The 17,748-nt window shown below is 49.9% G+C and carries 13 protein-coding genes and 1 pseudogene; 5 read left to right on the top strand and 9 right to left on the bottom strand.

Annotation, left to right across the window (positions count from 1 at the left end):
• Positions 1 to 12: 12 nt before the first annotated feature.
• On the bottom strand, positions 13 to 606 hold the full coding sequence (locus DESTI_RS08885) for a rhodanese-like domain-containing protein (protein WP_014809632.1): 594 nt from the start codon (positions 604 to 606) through the stop codon (positions 13 to 15).
• A 318-nt stretch (positions 607 to 924) separates the two neighbouring features.
• Between DESTI_RS08885 and DESTI_RS08880 the strand changes: the two genes are divergently transcribed.
• Positions 925 to 1,998 carry an SGNH/GDSL hydrolase family protein gene (locus DESTI_RS08880; protein WP_014809630.1) on the top strand — a complete coding sequence of 358 codons (1,074 nt, stop codon included), beginning with the start codon at positions 925 to 927 and terminating at the stop codon, positions 1,996 to 1,998.
• Positions 1,999 to 2,033: 35 nt separating this feature from the next.
• Here DESTI_RS08880 and DESTI_RS08875 read toward each other — a convergent pair whose 3' ends face one another.
• Positions 2,034 to 2,876: a methyltransferase domain-containing protein gene (locus DESTI_RS08875; protein WP_014809629.1), complete on the bottom strand. Its 843-nt coding sequence runs from the start codon at positions 2,874 to 2,876 to the stop codon at positions 2,034 to 2,036.
• Positions 2,877 to 2,882: 6 nt separating this feature from the next.
• On the bottom strand, positions 2,883 to 3,848 hold the full coding sequence (locus tag DESTI_RS08870) for a hypothetical protein (RefSeq protein ID WP_014809628.1): 966 nt from the start codon (positions 3,846 to 3,848) through the stop codon (positions 2,883 to 2,885).
• A 703-nt stretch (positions 3,849 to 4,551) separates the two neighbouring features.
• Here DESTI_RS08870 and DESTI_RS08865 point away from each other — a divergent pair.
• The 4 genes and pseudogenes from DESTI_RS08865 to DESTI_RS31205 form a co-directional block, all read left to right on the top strand.
• Positions 4,552 to 6,513, top strand: coding sequence for a solute symporter family protein (locus DESTI_RS08865; RefSeq protein WP_014809627.1), 1,962 nt, complete (start codon positions 4,552 to 4,554; stop codon positions 6,511 to 6,513).
• A 78-nt stretch (positions 6,514 to 6,591) separates the two neighbouring features.
• Complete coding sequence (locus DESTI_RS08860; protein WP_014809626.1) at positions 6,592 to 7,914, top strand: L-lactate MFS transporter; 1,323 nt, start codon at positions 6,592 to 6,594, stop codon at positions 7,912 to 7,914.
• Between the two features lie 191 nt (positions 7,915 to 8,105).
• A complete protein-coding gene (locus DESTI_RS31210) occupies positions 8,106 to 8,354 on the top strand; it encodes a thioredoxin domain-containing protein (protein WP_052316017.1) in 249 nt (82 codons plus the stop codon).
• Positions 8,355 to 8,366: 12 nt separating this feature from the next.
• Positions 8,367 to 8,762 (top strand): annotated as a pseudogene (locus DESTI_RS31205) (peroxiredoxin-like family protein); the annotation flags it as partial.
• 354 nt (positions 8,763 to 9,116) lie between these two features.
• Here DESTI_RS31205 and DESTI_RS28620 read toward each other — a convergent pair.
• The 6 genes from DESTI_RS28620 to DESTI_RS08825 all read right to left on the bottom strand — a co-directional run bounded on the left by DESTI_RS28620 (position 9,117) and on the right by DESTI_RS08825 (position 17,737).
• Complete coding sequence (locus tag DESTI_RS28620) at positions 9,117 to 10,397, bottom strand: PAS domain S-box protein (protein WP_014809624.1); 1,281 nt, start codon at positions 10,395 to 10,397, stop codon at positions 9,117 to 9,119.
• A gap of 424 nt (positions 10,398 to 10,821) precedes the next feature.
• Complete coding sequence (locus tag DESTI_RS08845; protein WP_014809623.1) at positions 10,822 to 12,747, bottom strand: aconitate hydratase; 1,926 nt, start codon at positions 12,745 to 12,747, stop codon at positions 10,822 to 10,824.
• A gap of 50 nt (positions 12,748 to 12,797) precedes the next feature.
• On the bottom strand, positions 12,798 to 13,526 hold the full coding sequence (locus DESTI_RS08840) for an MBL fold metallo-hydrolase (protein ID WP_014809622.1): 729 nt from the start codon (positions 13,524 to 13,526) through the stop codon (positions 12,798 to 12,800).
• A gap of 45 nt (positions 13,527 to 13,571) precedes the next feature.
• On the bottom strand, positions 13,572 to 14,519 hold the full coding sequence (locus tag DESTI_RS08835; RefSeq protein ID WP_014809621.1) for a hypothetical protein: 948 nt from the start codon (positions 14,517 to 14,519) through the stop codon (positions 13,572 to 13,574).
• 834 nt (positions 14,520 to 15,353) lie between these two features.
• Entirely contained in the window at positions 15,354 to 16,538 is a 1,185-nt protein-coding gene (locus tag DESTI_RS08830) for an acetyl-CoA C-acetyltransferase (RefSeq protein ID WP_014809620.1), read from the bottom strand.
• Positions 16,539 to 16,660: 122 nt separating this feature from the next.
• Positions 16,661 to 17,737: an aspartate-semialdehyde dehydrogenase gene (locus DESTI_RS08825; RefSeq protein WP_041286936.1), complete on the bottom strand. Its 1,077-nt coding sequence runs from the start codon at positions 17,735 to 17,737 to the stop codon at positions 16,661 to 16,663.
• Positions 17,738 to 17,748 lie beyond the last annotated feature (11 nt).

The following is a 17,748-nucleotide window of genomic DNA, read 5'->3' as shown; positions in this document are numbered from 1 at the left end:
CCGAACGCGAACTCATTTGCTTTTGGGTTCGTCTTGCTGATAGATCAGATTGGGATCCAATTCATAGGTCCAGGGTGCCCTGGAATTTTTCCAGCCGTTTTTTACTCTTTTTCCCTTATGGTAACTGTCTTCTTCCGTAACAGGGTCGCCCTCGAAGCTATCCACGATGCTGTGCGCATTGGTAAATCCCGCTTTGGCCAAAGCGTTCACGGCCTCCGCGGCTCTGTCACCGGATCTGCACATTATCAACAGGGTATCCGTAGGGGCGTAGTATTTTTTGACTTGAGCAACAAAGTCGGAGTTTTCGCTCAGATGGAAACTCTTCTTCTCAGGATTCCATTTTCCGGTCCATGCCTTCAATGGAATGTTCCGAGCCATGGGAGCGTGTCCGACAAAGACATATTCTTCGGGCGTACGAACATCCAGAATTTTGACCTCATGCGGTTTTGCATGCCACATTTCAAATGCTTCATGTGCGGTAACATACTTACCCAGAGTTGTCCTTTTCTTGGGATTTTCAGGTTCCTGAGCTGCATAAGCGAAAAGATGGAACGATCCCAAAAGTATCACACTGATAAACAGTACAAAGAACCTACGAGTTGCCATAATCATCTCCTTTTGATTGCAGAGGTGTTCTCAGGGCAACGTGCAAACCCTGACAAGTACGATAGATACTCACTCGTTCTTTGACAAATATTCGACGTTCCTCTTTCGATTCGCATTGTTACCAAAAGGAGATTTCTTCGGGAACATTAATCATTCCAGAAAGTCTCAGTGTTAGTACATCTTGAAAGTTCGTTTTAGAAGGAATGAGGAGAGGCTTCAGTGAATTTTCTATAGAGTACTCCATAAGTTAAGAATTTCCTTTCATTCCGGAAACAGTTGATAGTCCTGATACAATTATCCATTAGAGGGAGGCTAATTATGCGTAACACAATTAAGTATTTTTTCTTGTTAACGGTACCGGTTTTGGTGGGACTTTTCTTGTTTCTTGAAGTGCTTTTTAGATTTGTGATACCAGCTTGTGAAGGGCCATTTTGTTATTACGATCGAACAGACCAGGTACTCCGCTTTGAACCGCATCCGAAGGATGGCATCCATACAGTCGGACCCTTCGCACAACAGAAGGGAAAATGGCATATCAATAACGCCGGTTGGAACAACGAAATTGACTATCAAGCGATTGGTCGCACTAAACCGCTACTCGCCATAATAGGAGATTCATACATCGAAGCGTTTCATGTGGATGTAGACAAGAATATTACGGCAAATCTGAGACGTACTTTACAAAATGCATTTGATGTTTACAGTTTCGCCATATCAGGTGCATCTTTAGCCGATTACCTGCACATGTCAAGATATGTTCGCAGAACATTCAAACCTGACATCATGATAATCAATGTTGTCTACAACGACTTTGATGAGAGTCTTTGCGCTGTACGATCGCGGTTTGGACGAATGTGCATTGAAGTGACAGATGAATCGATTGAAGAAAGGAATCCGAAGCCGTATCAGCCATCGCAGATCAGGCGCTATGTCGCAACCTCGGCTTTGGTGAGATACCTCTACAATAACCTAAAAGTCGGCAATCTGAATTGGTTCTATTATTTAGGAAGAGGTTACTCGGAAAATGTCGATGTGCATTCGGTAAATGAATGTATGCCCCAAATAGAAAAAGCATGCAATTATGTGGTGGAAACACTGGTTCGGGAGAACGGTGGATGCAAAACAATGTTTGTAATAGATGCCCCCAGGAACGATATATACTCAGGCCAATTGGAAAGAAGCGAAGTGATATGGATGAACAGACTCTTGAGAGATGTATGCGCAAAGAATTCCGTACAATATCTTGACCTTACAAACCAGTTCATCTCCCATTACGAGAAGCTTGGAATGAGATTTGAAAGCAAATGGGATTGGCATTGGAATGAGTTGGGACACGAAGTAGCTGCTCAAGCGGTTTATACAAAGATGCAGAAACTAGGATGGGTACAATAGAATTTAGCTGTCAACCAGGAGTAACAACTCAGCGATTACTTTCGAGAATCCTTGTATTCGCATTTTTGGCCGCCAGCTAAGAAAATGGTGACACAAGCGATCACGCCCTCGTGATCGTCTCTTCTTACTTGCCCATTTAGCCAAGCATCTATGGCACTGGACATTTCTTCATTTTCGGTCTTTGCTCTTCGTACTGTAGCATAGAGATCATACACAGTGTCTACTGCGGTCAAGCCGTCAGCCAACAGAACAAATCCTTCGGCCCATGTGTTCTCCAGCCCCTCGGACCGGACTCTTCTCAACAGTTGACGACCGATATGGGGGTTCTCAAAACTACCTGACCACGTCCGGACCACTGTGTTAGTCACTTCATTATCATCAGCGTCTATTACAAATGTCGACCAATCGGGTTCTGCACAGACCAGCCAGCCACCTGGCTTCAGGACCCGCACCATCTCGGAGATGACTTTTTGCGGATCTCGGACATGCTGGAGCGTTCGATCCACCCTGATGCCGTTCACAGAGTTCGAAGGAATCTGCAAATCATGAATATCTCCTTGTACAAATGAGACCCCTTCGCAACCGCTGAATGCTCTTCTTGCAGAGTCCAGCAGCTTCTCACTACTATCTATGCCTACACTCCGTCCGCCTGGAGAAACCAATCGTGCCATTTTCGGAACATCAAATCCGAGGCCGCAACCTAAATCCAACGCAGTATCGCCCTGCTTTAATCTGAGCCTTTCTATACTCTTCTTTTTGTATGTTTCGATCGACGGGAGCTTCTCCAGAAATCTTAGACATGCTTCAAACTTGCTAACGTCAGTGTTGTTGTCGACATCTCTGAAGCCGTCGGCCAGATAACCGTCATGCTTTCCCATGGTCGCCTACATCGGACTCGTGAAATTCATTGCAAATTGACCGCCAATTATCCAGTTCTGGCGGTCAGTGCTGAACCGGTAACGGCCCGGAGTCGGTGCTCCCCCACCAATTGTCCGGGTAACATCCAGGCTGGAGCTGCCGTGTAAGTACGTCCATATCCCAAATATGCCGACATGTCCTCCCATGAGCTGGCGCCCGTATTCTCCGAAGGCCTCGAGGAAAACGCTATTCCCAAAAGAGCCCTTGCCGTCGTGCCTTATCACAGCGGTACCCCACGTGTGATCGTACTCGACGTTGCCGGGCACATAGGGAAATCCAATTAACCCCAGTTTCAGCGCAGAACCTGAATTCAGCATCACCCCCGCGTACGGGATGTAAGACATAATTGTCACATTAGTCTCATCCGTAGCAAGGTCATCAGGGTCGACAAGATCGCGATCATGGAATTTGATTTCAAAGGAATCAAAGCGAAAACCACCAATTACCGTGAGGGTCCCGCTAGTGGAGCATGTCCCCGCAATGTCCGCATTGTACCACTGAACCTTGGTTCGCCAGGTACCTGGTTCCGGATTACCGCCGAATACTAAGGTCCTACTTGATTGCCGATTCGATGGAACGAGCCATGATCCCCTGGCATAGATCCCGACGCCATCTCCTATCTGGCCACTTGCCGAAAGCGCAAGCCACAGACCGTCTATTGGATAGTCATGCCGCACCGATGACACGGTCCCCACCAGTGGATCGGCCGTCAGTTCGAACACCGCTCCACGGTTTGTGGCAAGATATCCCATATTAAAGGTCATGCCGCCAGATAGTCGGGGATCGCTGTGAGTGCACCCGTCGCTATTCCCGAAACCGCTCAAAGCAGAGAAGCCTACTCCCGATGGGGAGTACAATCCCTGGGCGCCAGCCAGGTCCGGAGCCGACGCAAATAGCAGAATACTGATAAGAGGTACGACTAAATAACCCATCCCAATCCTCCTGAAGAATTCTGACAATCGCTATGAACATTTCTGGTGAATATTTTCTTTTACCGGAAACATGGAGAGTGTCAAGGAGAAATGCCGAAGAATTGTAACCATTCAGTTACACGGGGTAGAGGTTTCTACACGACATTTGAAAATTATCGCCTATCGGTGGACCCTTTCAGTCGCTCAATTATGCATGGGGCGTGCCGCTGTCCACGGGTTGACAAGACTGTCTCAAAATTCTCGAGCGCATAACAAATCGTGCCACGATTCGCCATCTTCGTAGAGGTAGGCCTAGTGCCTACCCTTATTTGGGCGGACACGAGGCCCGCCCCTACAGTCAGGCCGGGAAGATGGTGAGAATTTCGTGCCACGATCCAGGATAAATTTTTGACTTTTGAGACAGTCTCTGACACCCGTGGCTACTATCGGGCCGCCCTTCCAGGGCGTGCCCGGCTATGACTAAATGGTTACGAAGAATTGACCCTGCCGCAGGTTCTGCTTGACGAGTGGACTGTGGCGAGGTAAGTTTACGGCTAACTAAAGTCATTTATCAGCTTCGCTTGGGTCTCGCCGTTATCAACTATTGTTAAGTAACCCTTTTCCGCGTGTAAGGGAGCCGTTCAGTGACTTGGTACCCGCGCAAAAACTCCGAGATGTCAGGACCGTATCGTAATTTCCAAAAAAAATAGGGAGGACTAGCCACATGAGGAGACTATTCATCACCTTAATTCTAGCCTTCTTTGCAGGAACTCTCATCATGGCGGACGGGATCGGGCAGGCTGAGACGCTTACGGTTTCCCCTCAGCCCTCGATCTTACTTGCCTCGCGTCCCGATGCGGCCTCTCCGCACTCGGCTATACCTGACCGACCTCGTCCCGAAATTTCGGAGCAGGGCCGAGCGAGCAAGCCCCTGAGTATTATTGTTTTTTTGGTGATTATTGGGATCACTGCATTGCTGATCTATAAAGCAGCAGGCAGAACCAAGACTTCGGCCGATTTCTATGTAGCTCACAGTGCAATCACCGGCACCCAGAATGGTTGGGCATTGGCCGGAGACTACATGTCGGCCGCATCGTTCCTGGGTATTGCCGGACTCATATCCCTGTACGGATATGATGGTTTCATGTATTCGGTTGGATGGTTGGTCGCGTATGTAACCATACTCCTCCTCGTAGCGGAACCGTGTCGGAATTCAGGCAAGTACACTATGGGGGACATACTCGCATTCCGATCCTTTGCGATTCCGGTTCGTTCCGTTGGAGCCATGGCCACGGTAACAGTGTCCACATTTTATCTCATTGCCCAAATGGTAGGAGCGGGCAAGCTGATGCAGCTTCTGTTCGGGATTCCTTTTACGTATTCGATCTGCACGGTGGGAATTCTCATGATCGTGTACGTGGTGTTTGGCGGGATGTTGGCTACTACCTGGGTACAGATCATCAAGGCCGGTCTCATCATGGTCGGGGCCGTGCTGTTGAGCATTCTTGTGGCAGCGAAGTCAGGATTCAACCCCATCACCTTCTTCGAAAACGTAGCCGGGAGCAAACAAGTGTGGGAGTGGGTAAGAGTCTCTCTTCTGCATCACGCGATTCCTGAACCGGGGTTTGATTACGGGCAGAGATTTCTGGAGCCCGGTCTATTCCTGAGGAATCCTCTGGATCAGCTTTCGCTGGCAATGGCGCTTGTGCTCGGGACGGCAGGAATGCCGCACATTCTCATGCGATTCTTCACTGTCCCCAACGCCAAAGAGGCTCGTAAATCAGTCATCGTGGCCATGTTCATACTGGGTTGTTTCTATATACTCACCACGTTTCTCGGATTCGGATCTGCCCTTCTGGTGAGTCCTCAGACAGTATCCGCTGCGGATGCGGGCGGAAATATGGCCAATATTCTCCTCGCTGAGAAGCTCGGTAACGAAATTGCACATGTGGTTGGCGACATCTTTCTTGCTTTTTTATGCGCCGTGGCTTTCGCAACCATACTAGCGGTGGTCTCGGGGCTGGTACTAGCCGCATCCGCGGCAATTGCGCATGACGTGTACGTGCAACTCATAAAGAGAGGTAAAGCTACCCAGAAGCAACAGGTGACCGCTGCACGGGTGACTGCCTTTGCAGTTGGTGTAGGAGCAATATTGATCGGCATAGCGGCAGAGGGGCAAAACGTTGCTCAACTCGTTGCCCTTGCATTTGCCGTAGCCGCTTCCGGAAACTTTCCCGTGGTGGTGCTGAGTCTCTATTGGAGACAGTTCAATACGGCAGGTATAGTGGCCGGTCTGGTTGTCGGTACTCTTGTCAGCATCGTTCTGGTGCTGGTCTCCCCTAATATGGTTTATCCGAAGCACGTGGCAGCCGATGCGATGAAAGTTGTCTCCGTGCTCGAGAAAAGGCAAGCTGAAGGTTTTGTTCTCACCCCGGCAGAAAAGTCATCCCTGGACAAAGCGAAACTCGCTTACGAAAAGAACAAGGACGGCGTTTCCATTGTGGGCCTGGATGAGCCTTTGTTCCCGCTCAAGAATCCTGGTATAGCTTCGATTCCTCTCGGCTTTCTAGCAGCTTTATTGGTGGCCTTCGCATTCCCTAGCCCCAGAGAGGAAGATCGATTTGATGAGCTTTTAGTACGTCAGCAGACCGGATATCGGGTTGTCGATTTTACTGAAGAAAAATAGCGACTCCGCATTCTTATCCAAAAATCGTGAAAAACATGTCCCCTTTCACACTGGGGGAATGACATTACAGGAGTGAAGATGTCGGCTCAGTCTTCAGAAGTGCCCACGAGGGCATGGATCGTTACTTTTGCAGGTGCTGCCTGTAACTTGTGTTTGGGCATACTCTATGCCTGGAGCATCTGGAAAAAGGCTTTGGTGGACAAGCCCAAAGCCGATCTACATGAAGTTATGACCGGATTAAATGCCGGATGGCCTTACTTGACCGATTCCCAGGGAACTTTCGCATACTTCGTGTGTGGGCTGTTCTTTGCTTTTTTTATGATCCCCGGCGGCAGAATTCAGGACAAATACGGTCCTAAAGTGGGAGCCACCCTCGGAGGATTGTGTGTTGCGACCGGCTGTATTATCGCAGGATTGATGAAGAGTTATTTCGGACTCATGATAGGATTTGGTGTTCTCGGCGGAATCGGCATGGGAATAGGGTACGCTGCACCGACACCCGCGGCCTTGAAGTGGTTCGGGCCCCATAAACGCGGCCTCATTTCAGGCATAGTCGTTGCGGGTTATGGAGCCGCTGCCCTGTACATAGCCCCATTGGGTCAATATCTGATTGACAATTACGGCATTTCGGCAAGCTTCATCGGTCTGGGCATTTTCTTTGCTGTGGTGATCATCCTTGCAGGACAACTGCTTTCAAACCCACCGTCGGATTATGTGCCCCCGATGCCGGCAGTCGCCGCTTCCAATCCATCGAGTAATCCAGCCAGACCGACTCCCGATGTCATTACCGATTGGTTACCGCCGGAAATGATGTCGAGATGGCAGTACTACGCGCTGGTCCTCATGTTCATTGGAAGCGCTCAATCCGGTCTACTGGTCATTGCCAATGCAGCCCCTATCCTGGGGAAGACTGCCGGCAAATTGGAATTTTTCGCCGCAAATGCGTGGATCATTGCCGCGTTCGGCGGAGCGGTAAATGCTCTGGGACGGGTGGGGACCGGAATGTATTCCGATAAAATCGGACGGTCTAACGCTTACGTTCTTAACGGAGCCATTTCTGCCTTGTGTCTTCTGGCGGCTCCTTTCATCATTGCGTCTGAGAACGTGCCGATACTGTTTCTTGCCGTAGGCATTGCGTACTGGCAGTACGGCGGAGGCCTGGCATTGATGCCGGCCTTTACGGCGGACTTTTTCGGTTCCAAAAACCTGGGAGCCAACTACGGCTTCGTATTCATCGGATGGGGCCTTGGTTTTCTCATGCCTCTCATGGCGGGCTATATCAAAGACTACACCGGTTCTTACGATCAATCGTTTTATATTTCCGCTGTATTATTAATTGTTGCGGTCGTCTTGTGCCGTGTGATCAGGAAACCGGCGAAGCCCACCGGATCGACAGCTTAGTCCAAGTTTTTCGAAGCTTAGGGTTTCATACCAATTCTCATGGCGAAGAGCAGTACGTCGAGAACCTTTCTTGCGACTGAACGTGATCGTGCCCCTGGAATTATCGTAATCCTGCGCATCATGGATAATTTCTCCGAACATGATGTCTAACTCAGTACGAATTAATCCCAAAGAATAACGGGGGCTCGATTATGAATCTTCAAGATAGACTCAATTCCATCAAAAGCCATTTCGAAGCGAAAGCAGCGCCCGAGGCAATCAACATTATGCATCGCGCTACTGAAGACCTTCGAAGTTCAGGTATTCTCGAACATGTGCTGAAGGTCGGGGCCAAGGCGCCCGAGTTTGCTCTTCCCAACACCCGAGATGAGATCGTCCGGTCAACGGATCTGCTCCGGAAAGGACCTCTTGTTGTAGCCTTTTACCGTGGCGTGTGGTGACCGTACTGCAACGCAGAGCTGTCAGCTCTGCAACAGGCTTTACCGGAAATTACGTCAGCAGGTGGCACACTGATAGCCATATCTCCCCAACTTCCCGAATATAACCGAGAAATGGTCGGTAAACACAGATTATCTTACGAAATACTGAGCGATCGCGGCAACAAGCTCGCTCGGGAATTCGGATTAGTCTTTACGCTTCCGGACGATCTGCGCGAACTCTATTTGCAGTTCGGGACGGATCTGAAAAAATACAACGGCGATGATTCGTGGACACTCCCCATGCCCGGGAGCTTCATCATCGATGAAATGTCGATTATCCGAAGCGTAGAAGTGGATCCCGACTACACCATACGACCTGATCCTCAGGAGATTGTGGCCTTTCTCAAGAGAATGAGATCGCTCCATTAGTTCTTCTTGTTCCCGGATGCTGCATCATGCGCATGCCGGGAACTGGAGACTTCATTGCCAGGAGCGGGTCCTTGTGGGAAAAGCGCGAGAATTTGTCTGATAAGCGAAAGTTGTATGGGAATTGCCAAAATTGGTGTCCGATTGAAAATAGGAATATTTGGTGGGTGCCGTGCCTCCGTGCCGGCACATTTTCAATATGATCAATGATATCGATAGCTCACGTAGGATGTGATGAGCGAAGCGAATCGCATCGGTCGCGAAAGACCTCGACTGATGCGATTCGTCCGCGCGGATCGCGGGTTCATCGCACCTACATTGGCTACGCTTAAAACTTCTGGGAAACGTTATAAGTCATCAAGATTGAGGCGGGTAAAAATCAGGATACAATTTTGATGCACATTCCGGACAAATACTGTGGGTGAAATTCGCGTCGGTATGTTCTCTCACGTATACTTCGACCTGCGTCCAATATCCTTTATCATCACGGATCTTCTTGCATGATGCACAAATCGGCAAAAGTCCGGTAAGGGTCTTCACCTTAGCCAAGGCTTCCTGCAGATCTCCTACAAGTTTGGCCAATTCCATTTCAGCTTTTTCCCGTTCCGTGATCTCCTGAACCAGATGCTGGTTGGTCCTGAGCAGCTCTGCCGTCCGTTCTTTCACCTTTTCTTCCAGCCTGTCCCTTGCTGCGCGTAGGGCTTCCTCCGTCTGTTTCCTGTTTGTAATATCCTGGCGCATTCCCCAGAACCCGAGCAGATAATCGTTCTTCACATTGCCAACGAGCGTATTCTCGAAAAACCGTGGGGTTTGACTGGAAGTAAGTTCTCTGTTTTCAAAAGATTGAATAGGAAAACCCCGTCTTATCCAGGTGATAAACAGAGCGCGGTGTTCGACCTCAAACGGAAACAAGCTCTTGAGAGAAGATCCTTTGAGCGCTTCGATGGTCGACTGTCCCTGCATTCTGGCAAACTCGCAGTTGCCGCTCACAAGCTGCGCCTGTGCGATCATGGCGAGCATGTCATCTTCCGACCTTTCGACGGAAATGGGCCGGGTCAATGAAAACTCGGCTATTCCGATAGGGAACACCTGAACGAGTTGCTGATACTTCTGATTGATAATGAGCTGTTTTTTCTCAGCGGTAAGGTCTTCTATGATTGCCAGCACGGATCGCCTTTTTCTGAAACGAAGCGATCTCAGGCTCACCCGACACCATAACATCCGGGTTCCAAGCTGAATCAACCCTTCGAAAACATTGGTTTTGCGATCTGCAAGCACATGATTGAGAGCCGCTGTGGCATTCTGGCGTTCGCTGCTGGAAGAAAAAATCGAAGAAAACCACCGTCCTTCCAGGGTCGCGGGATCGGCTCCTATTTTTCCAACAGATTCGTTGGCAAAAACGATCGCATGGGACATATCCACCAGCAGGGTGGGAATAGGGATGGATTCCAGCAACTTTCCGAACGTGATCTTCCTCACGTCCCTGAGATCGAAACTACCTGAATTCGTTACATCTTTTGTAAAAATGCTATCGAGGTCTATTGTCTGCGTAGTAACAGAAATTTTATTCATCAGCTCCGGTATTGCTGAATACTCGTGAGGATTCACGGCAGGAGTAGAGGGCTTCTTTTCTTCCATACGGTACACCCTGCTCGCAGTGAGCTTCAAAGTTCAGGACTTGTACAGTTGGTCCCTAACGCTTATGAATTGTTCCGCTCTTTGCAGGTGAACTTCCGGCAGTCGGGCAAAATAGGGTAGTGAGAACAGACGAAACAACGGACATCGAGCAAAAAATTCACTCAACCCCGCCCCGTCTGGGGACTATATTGGCAAGAGAATCCGGGGTCAAGAGAAAAATAACAGGCCGGAATTATGCAATATTTATGAGTAGAAACATTCCTTTCGTCAGACGTAACTATAAACTTCACGCTTCCTGGCCTGGTTTTAAGCTCTTTTTTCCATTCATTCGTCGTGACTATTGCCCGTAACAGGCGATCGTCAGCCTATAAAATTCAGTAGCACGAATTTCTGAATCACGATCCCTACAAAAACCTCCCCCAAATCACGAAGTCGAAGCAAAGTTTATCAACCCGCCTGCCAGCAATATCTTCCGCTCCCTGTCGGTCACATTCAATTTGAGCCGCACCTCACGGCCTGTCTCTTTTATTTTGGCAATAATGGTTTCGCTCCCGGCCTGAATTGCGGCCCGGACGTTCTCCAATCGTATCGTTTCGCCTTGTTGTAACGCATCATAATCTTCGGGATTGGCGAAGACCAGCGGCAGTATACCGAAATTGATCAAGTTGGCTTTATGAATTCGCGCAAAGCTCTTCGCGAGCTTGGCTCGAATATTCAAATACCGGGGAGCGATTGCCGCGTGCTCCCGGGAAGACCCCTGACCGTAATTCTCGCCCGCGACAATCAAGCCGGCAGGAACAGACGCGGCGCGGACATGGAAACCGGGATCGATGATCTCGAAAACGAATGCGCTGATAGCAGGGATATTGCTTCTAAAGGGAAGCACTTTACTTCCCGCTGGCATGATCGCGTCAGTGGTGATGTTGTCCGGCACCTTCAGAATCACTGGACCTTCCAGCGTGTCATCCAGAGGTCCGAAGATCGGGAATTGTTTGATGTTCGGGCCCATCAGCACTTCCACTTCGGAAGAGTCCTCCGGAGGGAAAATGAAATTGTCGTCATTCACCGCGTACTGCTCGGGATCTTTCACAACCGGGTATTCGCCCAATTTCCGAGGGTCTGTGATGCTCCCGAATATTGCTGCCGCAACAGCAGTCTCCGGTGAACAGAGATACACCTGGTCCGGAAAAGTCCCGCTTCTTCCCGGGAAGTTTCGGGGAAACGTTCTCAATGAAACCGTACCGGTTCCCGGAGCCTGCCCCATTCCGATGCACCCGAGGCACCCCGACTGGTGAATACGGGCTCCTGCCAATATCAGATTGGACACACCGCCCGCTTTGGACACATTCAGGAGAACCTGACTGCTTCCGGGGTTTATTTCAAGACTTACATCCGGATGGCAATGTCTCTCTTCGAGACTTTTCGCGGTGATCATCAAATCGCGAAAAGAGGAGTTCACGGACGACCCAACAATGACCTGACCGACCTGTATTCCTTCGACTTCACTTACTTTTTTGATATTGTCGGGAGAACTCGGGCACGCGATCAACGGTTCGAGGGTATTGAGATCGATTTCAATCACCTCGCTGTATTCGGCATCCGGGTCCGCTATAATCTCACTCCAGACATGTCCTCTTCCCTGGCTCTCAAGGAATTCCCGAGTGCGCCGATCGGAAGGAAACATGCTGCTCGTTGCTCCGAGTTCCGCCCCCATATTTCCAATCGTGGCTCGATCGGTGGCAGAAAGTGTTTCCACTCCGGGTCCAAAGTACTCGAAGATTTTCCCTACTCCACCTTTGACCGTCAATCTTCGGAGCATTTCCAGGATAACGTCTTTTCCGGATACCCATGGTTGAAGGGCTCCAGTAAGCTTCACGCCCACAATCCTTGGCATGATGAAATAAAAAGGCTGGCCTGCCATGGCCATTGCTACATCGAGACCGCCGGCGCCAATCGCCAGCATGGAGCTGCCGGCGTTCGTGGGCGTATGGCTATCCGAGCCGAGGAGAGTCTTTCCCGGCACGCTGAAACGCTCCAGATGAACCTGATGAGATATGCCGTTTCCCGGGCGGCTGTAAATTACGCCGAATTTCGCAGCAACAGACCTGAGAAACCGGTGATCGTCAGCGTTCTTGAAATCGGTCTGCAACAGATTGTGGTCAACATAGCTGACAGAGACCTCGGTTTTGACTCTGGGAATTCCCATAGCCATGAACTCCAGAAAAACCATGGTACCGGTAGCGTCCTGTGTCAGCGTATGATCTATTTTTATGGCTATTTCGCTTCCAGGCTTCAGATCGCCTTCAACCAGATGAGCTTCAATTATCTTTTCCGCAACTGTCTTTCCCATAAATGCTCCTCTCGAACCACCTTCCCGTATGCGTTGAGAACAATTTTACCTTATTCGAGCAGTGGAGCCCACTGTGCCACAGTATTCCTGATCATTTTATTAGCGCCACTCTTCACGATACGGTTGTGACAGGGCAAAAGGATATCAGCGCTCAAACCGGCGATGAGGTCCAAAGATTGCTTGAGCTTTCCAGCATCTGCGGAATAAAGATCGTAGCGGCCGATTGCTCCATCCGCGTAAATGGTGTCACCGGACATGAACATTCTGTGCTCGCTGTTGAAGAGTCCTATGCTCCCGATGGAGTGCCCCGGAATACTAATCACCTGAAACTGCAATCCTCCCAGATCGAGAGTCTCGTTTCCCTGGAGTTTCCTATGAACCTTGGTCTTAAAGAAATCCTTTGGGATTGAATACTGTGAACGAATCATGGAATCGAACATCTTGTTTCCGAAGACTATTCTATCGTCACCGCGTTCCAGGTATTCTGCTTCTGATTCGTGCATCCAGACTTCACAATGGGGTATTGCCGTTAGTATTTCCGATAGGCATCCGATATGGTCCACATGCGTGTGGGTCATAATAATGCGCTTAACCTGACTCAGGGGAATATTGCCCTGTTCCAATTCTTCTATCTTGTAGGCTCCCATTTCCATGAGGCCGCAATCTATGAGGGTATATTCTTGTGCATCGGATTTTCCGATCACGTACATGTGTGAATCAGGCATGAATCTGTCTCTGCCCGGAATCCACCGGACGCCGTCAACTACCTGCTCAATCACTCTCTTCTCCTATAGAATCGCTTCTCATTAAAATAGAATAACACTTCATTCGTCATCTTTTGAAAAGATCCAAGCCCAATCGTCATGAGGGAGGAGGCTTGTCTTGATTTGATCGGTGTACTGTTCCAGGATTATCCACTCTCCCTTGCCGTAAGCCACCACTTCCGGATTCTGCGGGTCTCGTAAAGACAGTATTTTCCCGGAAGCCAGAAAGAACCGCGGAGATCGAGGGTTGCCCCGAATTCCAGCGGGCTCGCTCACGAACAGAAGCTTTTCCTGCGCATGGACCGGTCTCAGCAATGTGAATTCCACCTTCACGGACAGTCCGGCGGACCGCGTTACCATGAAGCCTGCCCATGCAGTGTTTTCATCAAAGATGGAGATCAATGCAGCCGGATGCAATTCCTGCTCGTCAAGCAGAAAAAATGCTGCGCGATCAAAGTCGTCCGCATCGTCTCCCCAGGGGGCCGTCACGATCCAGGAATCATCAGTACGGTGCACACGAAATCTTCTCTGCAGGCCCGTTATCTTCCTGTGATGACCGCAGACGAAGCAGTTCCGATAATAGGGTAACTTCCGGAAATCGTCGGAAGGCTTTGCGGCAATTATGCCGTTTGTTTCCGCGGCCGAGACTATCTCCGCTCGAAGATAGGGAGTTTTGTCCCCAACTTTGGTGACCTTGGCATTCACCTGCGGAGCTTTACCGTTTGCGCTGGTCTCAACAGAGAAGATAGCGGTGTCTCCTATGAGAATCCCGGATCCACCAAATTTGAAACGCACATGAACAGGATAATCCGGGGCCCCTACGCGTCTCCACGCGTCAATGCACAGCCCCATGGGAAGCCCACCGTGGGGTATACCGATGAACCCTTCGTGCTTGGGTTCAAAAACTATCTCCTGGTGTATTGTATTGGACGTTTCCTCTTGAGTTTTGAACGTAAAAAATGGGTCGTCGCCTGTTAGAAATGATTTGGAATAGTGTTTTGGGAACATGACTCCTCCAAGAAACACAAGAATTCGGTCTCACTCACATATAAAGTATTGAAATTCAGTGGACTCAATGAATTCCGTCCACGATGCTCATTTTTTGAGTAAAGGCCAAACAACGGTCTATATGAAAAGCAAGATGTTTTCAACCATCGCAGTTGCCAAAATTAATGTCTGATTGAGGATCGGAGTATTGGTGGGTGCCGGCATCCGTGTCGGCACATCTTCAATATGATCAATGATATCGATATAATGGACCGTCAGGGACGCCGGTCCCTACTAATATCCTGTAATGGAGCGTGGGATAAACGTCAGAATTTTGGCAATCGTTATAACGAGATGATGGAGTCTCGGAAACAATTCATAGCATGCTTTGTGCCTTGTTAAGGGCATATCGGGTCGGAATTCAGCTAAATGAATTGAGGAACGCGCAGTTAGTTCACCAACTCTTTCCCGCTAAGTTTGCGGAACCGCGTAAACGAGCTGTACGGGAATGAGGTTCAGCAATAGGATCGATGTTTGTCATTGCGAGGAGCGTGGCGATCCCGCTTCTCTCGGGACAATCGCCTGACAAACGCGCCCATGGAGTCGGGGGTCTTTCTTCGAAGAAATTCCTCCCGAGCGTTTTCATTGTATAACAGTTGCGGAAAGTCTTGACGTTTAGCCGCTGATCGGGAATGCCAAAGGATTAGTAGGGGCCGGCGTCCCTGTCGGCACACCTTATTGAAATTGTTGAGTAGTCATAATATGGTCTGCCGGCACGGAGGCCGGCAGCTACCAATTACTATTTGCGCAATCAGACAATTCTTCTGGCAATCGCTACAAAAAAAACTGGCTGGCCTATCGATCCACATACAGAGACACGGCCTCACCTCCGCCGAGACACAAGGAAGCCATACCTGTCTTAACTCCGCGATTTTTCATGGCGTACAACAGGGTTGTCAAAACCCGTGCGCCGCTGGCGCCGATGGGATGCCCCAGAGCAACGGAACCTCCATTCACGTTGCAGCGATCCTCATCCAATCCGAGTTCTCGGATTACTCCCACAGTGGACCCGGCAAAAGCCTCATTGACTTCCATCAGGTCCACAGTGTGGAAATCCACACCTTCTTTTTTTGCCGCTTTGGGGATGGAGAGAATCGGAGCCATCAACACGTACTTCATATCCATTCCGGCACTCGCCTGAGAGCCTACGCGGGCAAGTATGCCAAGACCTCTCTTCCGGGCGGTTTCTTCGCTCATCACGCAAAGAGCGCCGGCTCCATCGGATATAATGGATGCGTTCCCGGCAGTGGCATACCCGTCCTTCTGGAATGCAGGTTTCATCCGGCTGAGTGCTTCGTATGTCGTTTCACGCGGACATTCGTCCGTATCGAATACTTTCGGATCGCCCTTTTTCTGCGGAATGAGGACAGGGACGATTTCCTCTTTGAAACGGCCTTCCTGTATGGAAGTCAATGCGCGTTCGTAACTCAAAGCTGCGTAGCGATCCTGGTCTTCGCGGGAAATGTGCCATTTTTCACTGATCAAATCGTTGCTGATTCCCATGTGGAAATCGTTCACGATATCCCAAAGGCCGTCATGCAGCATGCTGTCGACGAGAGCCCCATCTCCCATACGATAACCGAACCGCGCTTTTGCGAGATAATAGGGAGCATTGGTCATGCTCTCCATTCCACCGGCGATCACGATATCCGCGTCACCCAGTTGAATGGCTTGTGCAGCCAGCATCACTGCTTTGAGCCCGGAGCCGCAGACTTTGTTTATGGTGAAACATTGGGCCTCAAAAGGAATACCTGCCTGAATCGCCGCTTGTCGGGCCGGATTTTGACCATACCCACACGGTAATACCTGGCCCATGATCACTTCGTCTACGTCGGATTTTTCGACACCGGCTCGCTTTACCGCCTCCTCTATGACGATGCTTCCCAGCTTGGTTGCCCCGATCCCGCTCAGGCTTCCGTTGAAGGAACCCAGCGGAGTACGGGTGGCGCTTACGATGACTGCTTCACGCTTGGCGCTCATCCCCTCTCCTTTCGTTGGCGATCGATCCGCGCGGGCCGCCGCTGCGGAATTTAGACAGGTTTATCGATTTTTATGGAGGGGACATTCTGCGAACGTCCCCCAATTGGTCTATTTGAGATGAATCAGAGATAGCGATCGATCATGATTTCGGCGATTTGGACGGCATTCAAAGCTGCGCCTTTGAGAATATTGTCGGAAACCACCCACAGATTCAGGCCATTGGAAATAGATTCGTCTTCCCTGATACGGCCCACCAGCGTGTAATCCTCACCAGCGGCAAGGGCGGTAAGGGGATACTTTTTATTCGCGGGATCGTCCATGACTTTGATTCCCGGTGCCTTGGAGAGGAGATCCGTAGCCTGGCGAGCGGTCAATTTCCGTTCAGTCTCGATATTCACCGATTCGGAATGACCGAAGAACGTCGGCACCCGCACCGTGGTTGCCGTGACCTGTATGGCTGGATCCATGATCTTCTTTGTTTCCCAGACCATTTTCATCTCTTCTTTCGTGTACCCGTTGTCCATGAAAACGTCTATCTGCGGGAGACATTCGAAAGCGATCCGGTGCGGATATACCGTTGTCTTGACAGTCCTGAAGGGAGACAGCGAGTTCCAGAGTTTGTCCAGGCCATCTTCTTTGGTCCACTGGATATGTGTGGCCATGTCGCGAGACTGGACCAACATTTCTTCCAATGCATCTTTGCCGGTTCCTGAAACGGACTGATAGGTAGACACCACAATGCGCTTGATTCTTGCCGCGTCGTGAAGAGGCTTGAGTGCTACGACCATTTGAATTGTGGAGCAATTGGGATTCGCGATGATATTTCTCTTGGTGTAACCGGCCAAGGCATCGGGATTCACTTCAGGCACGACCAACGGAACGTCCGGATCCATTCTGAAATGAGCCGTATTATCAATAACAATGCAGCCTTCATGAGCCGCTATCGGCGCAAACTTCGCGCTGATGGAACCGCCCGCGGAAAACAGGCCGATCTCAATTCCCTTGAACGAGGATTCGGTGAGTTCCTGTACCGGTAAATCTTTACCTTTGTACTTGAGAGTCTTTCCCGCAGATCGTTCTGAAGCCAACAATACCAGTTCACCAACGGGAAAATTCCGTTTTTCGAGTACCTGGATCATCATATTGCCGACCGCGCCGGTCGCTCCAACTACCGCCACTTTGTATGCGCTCTTCGCCATTTTGAGCAATC

The sequence above is a fragment of the Desulfomonile tiedjei DSM 6799 genome, assembly GCF_000266945.1.
Classification (GTDB): Bacteria; Desulfobacterota; Desulfomonilia; order Desulfomonilales; family Desulfomonilaceae; genus Desulfomonile; species Desulfomonile tiedjei.
This window is presented reverse-complemented; position numbering and strand designations above follow the sequence as displayed.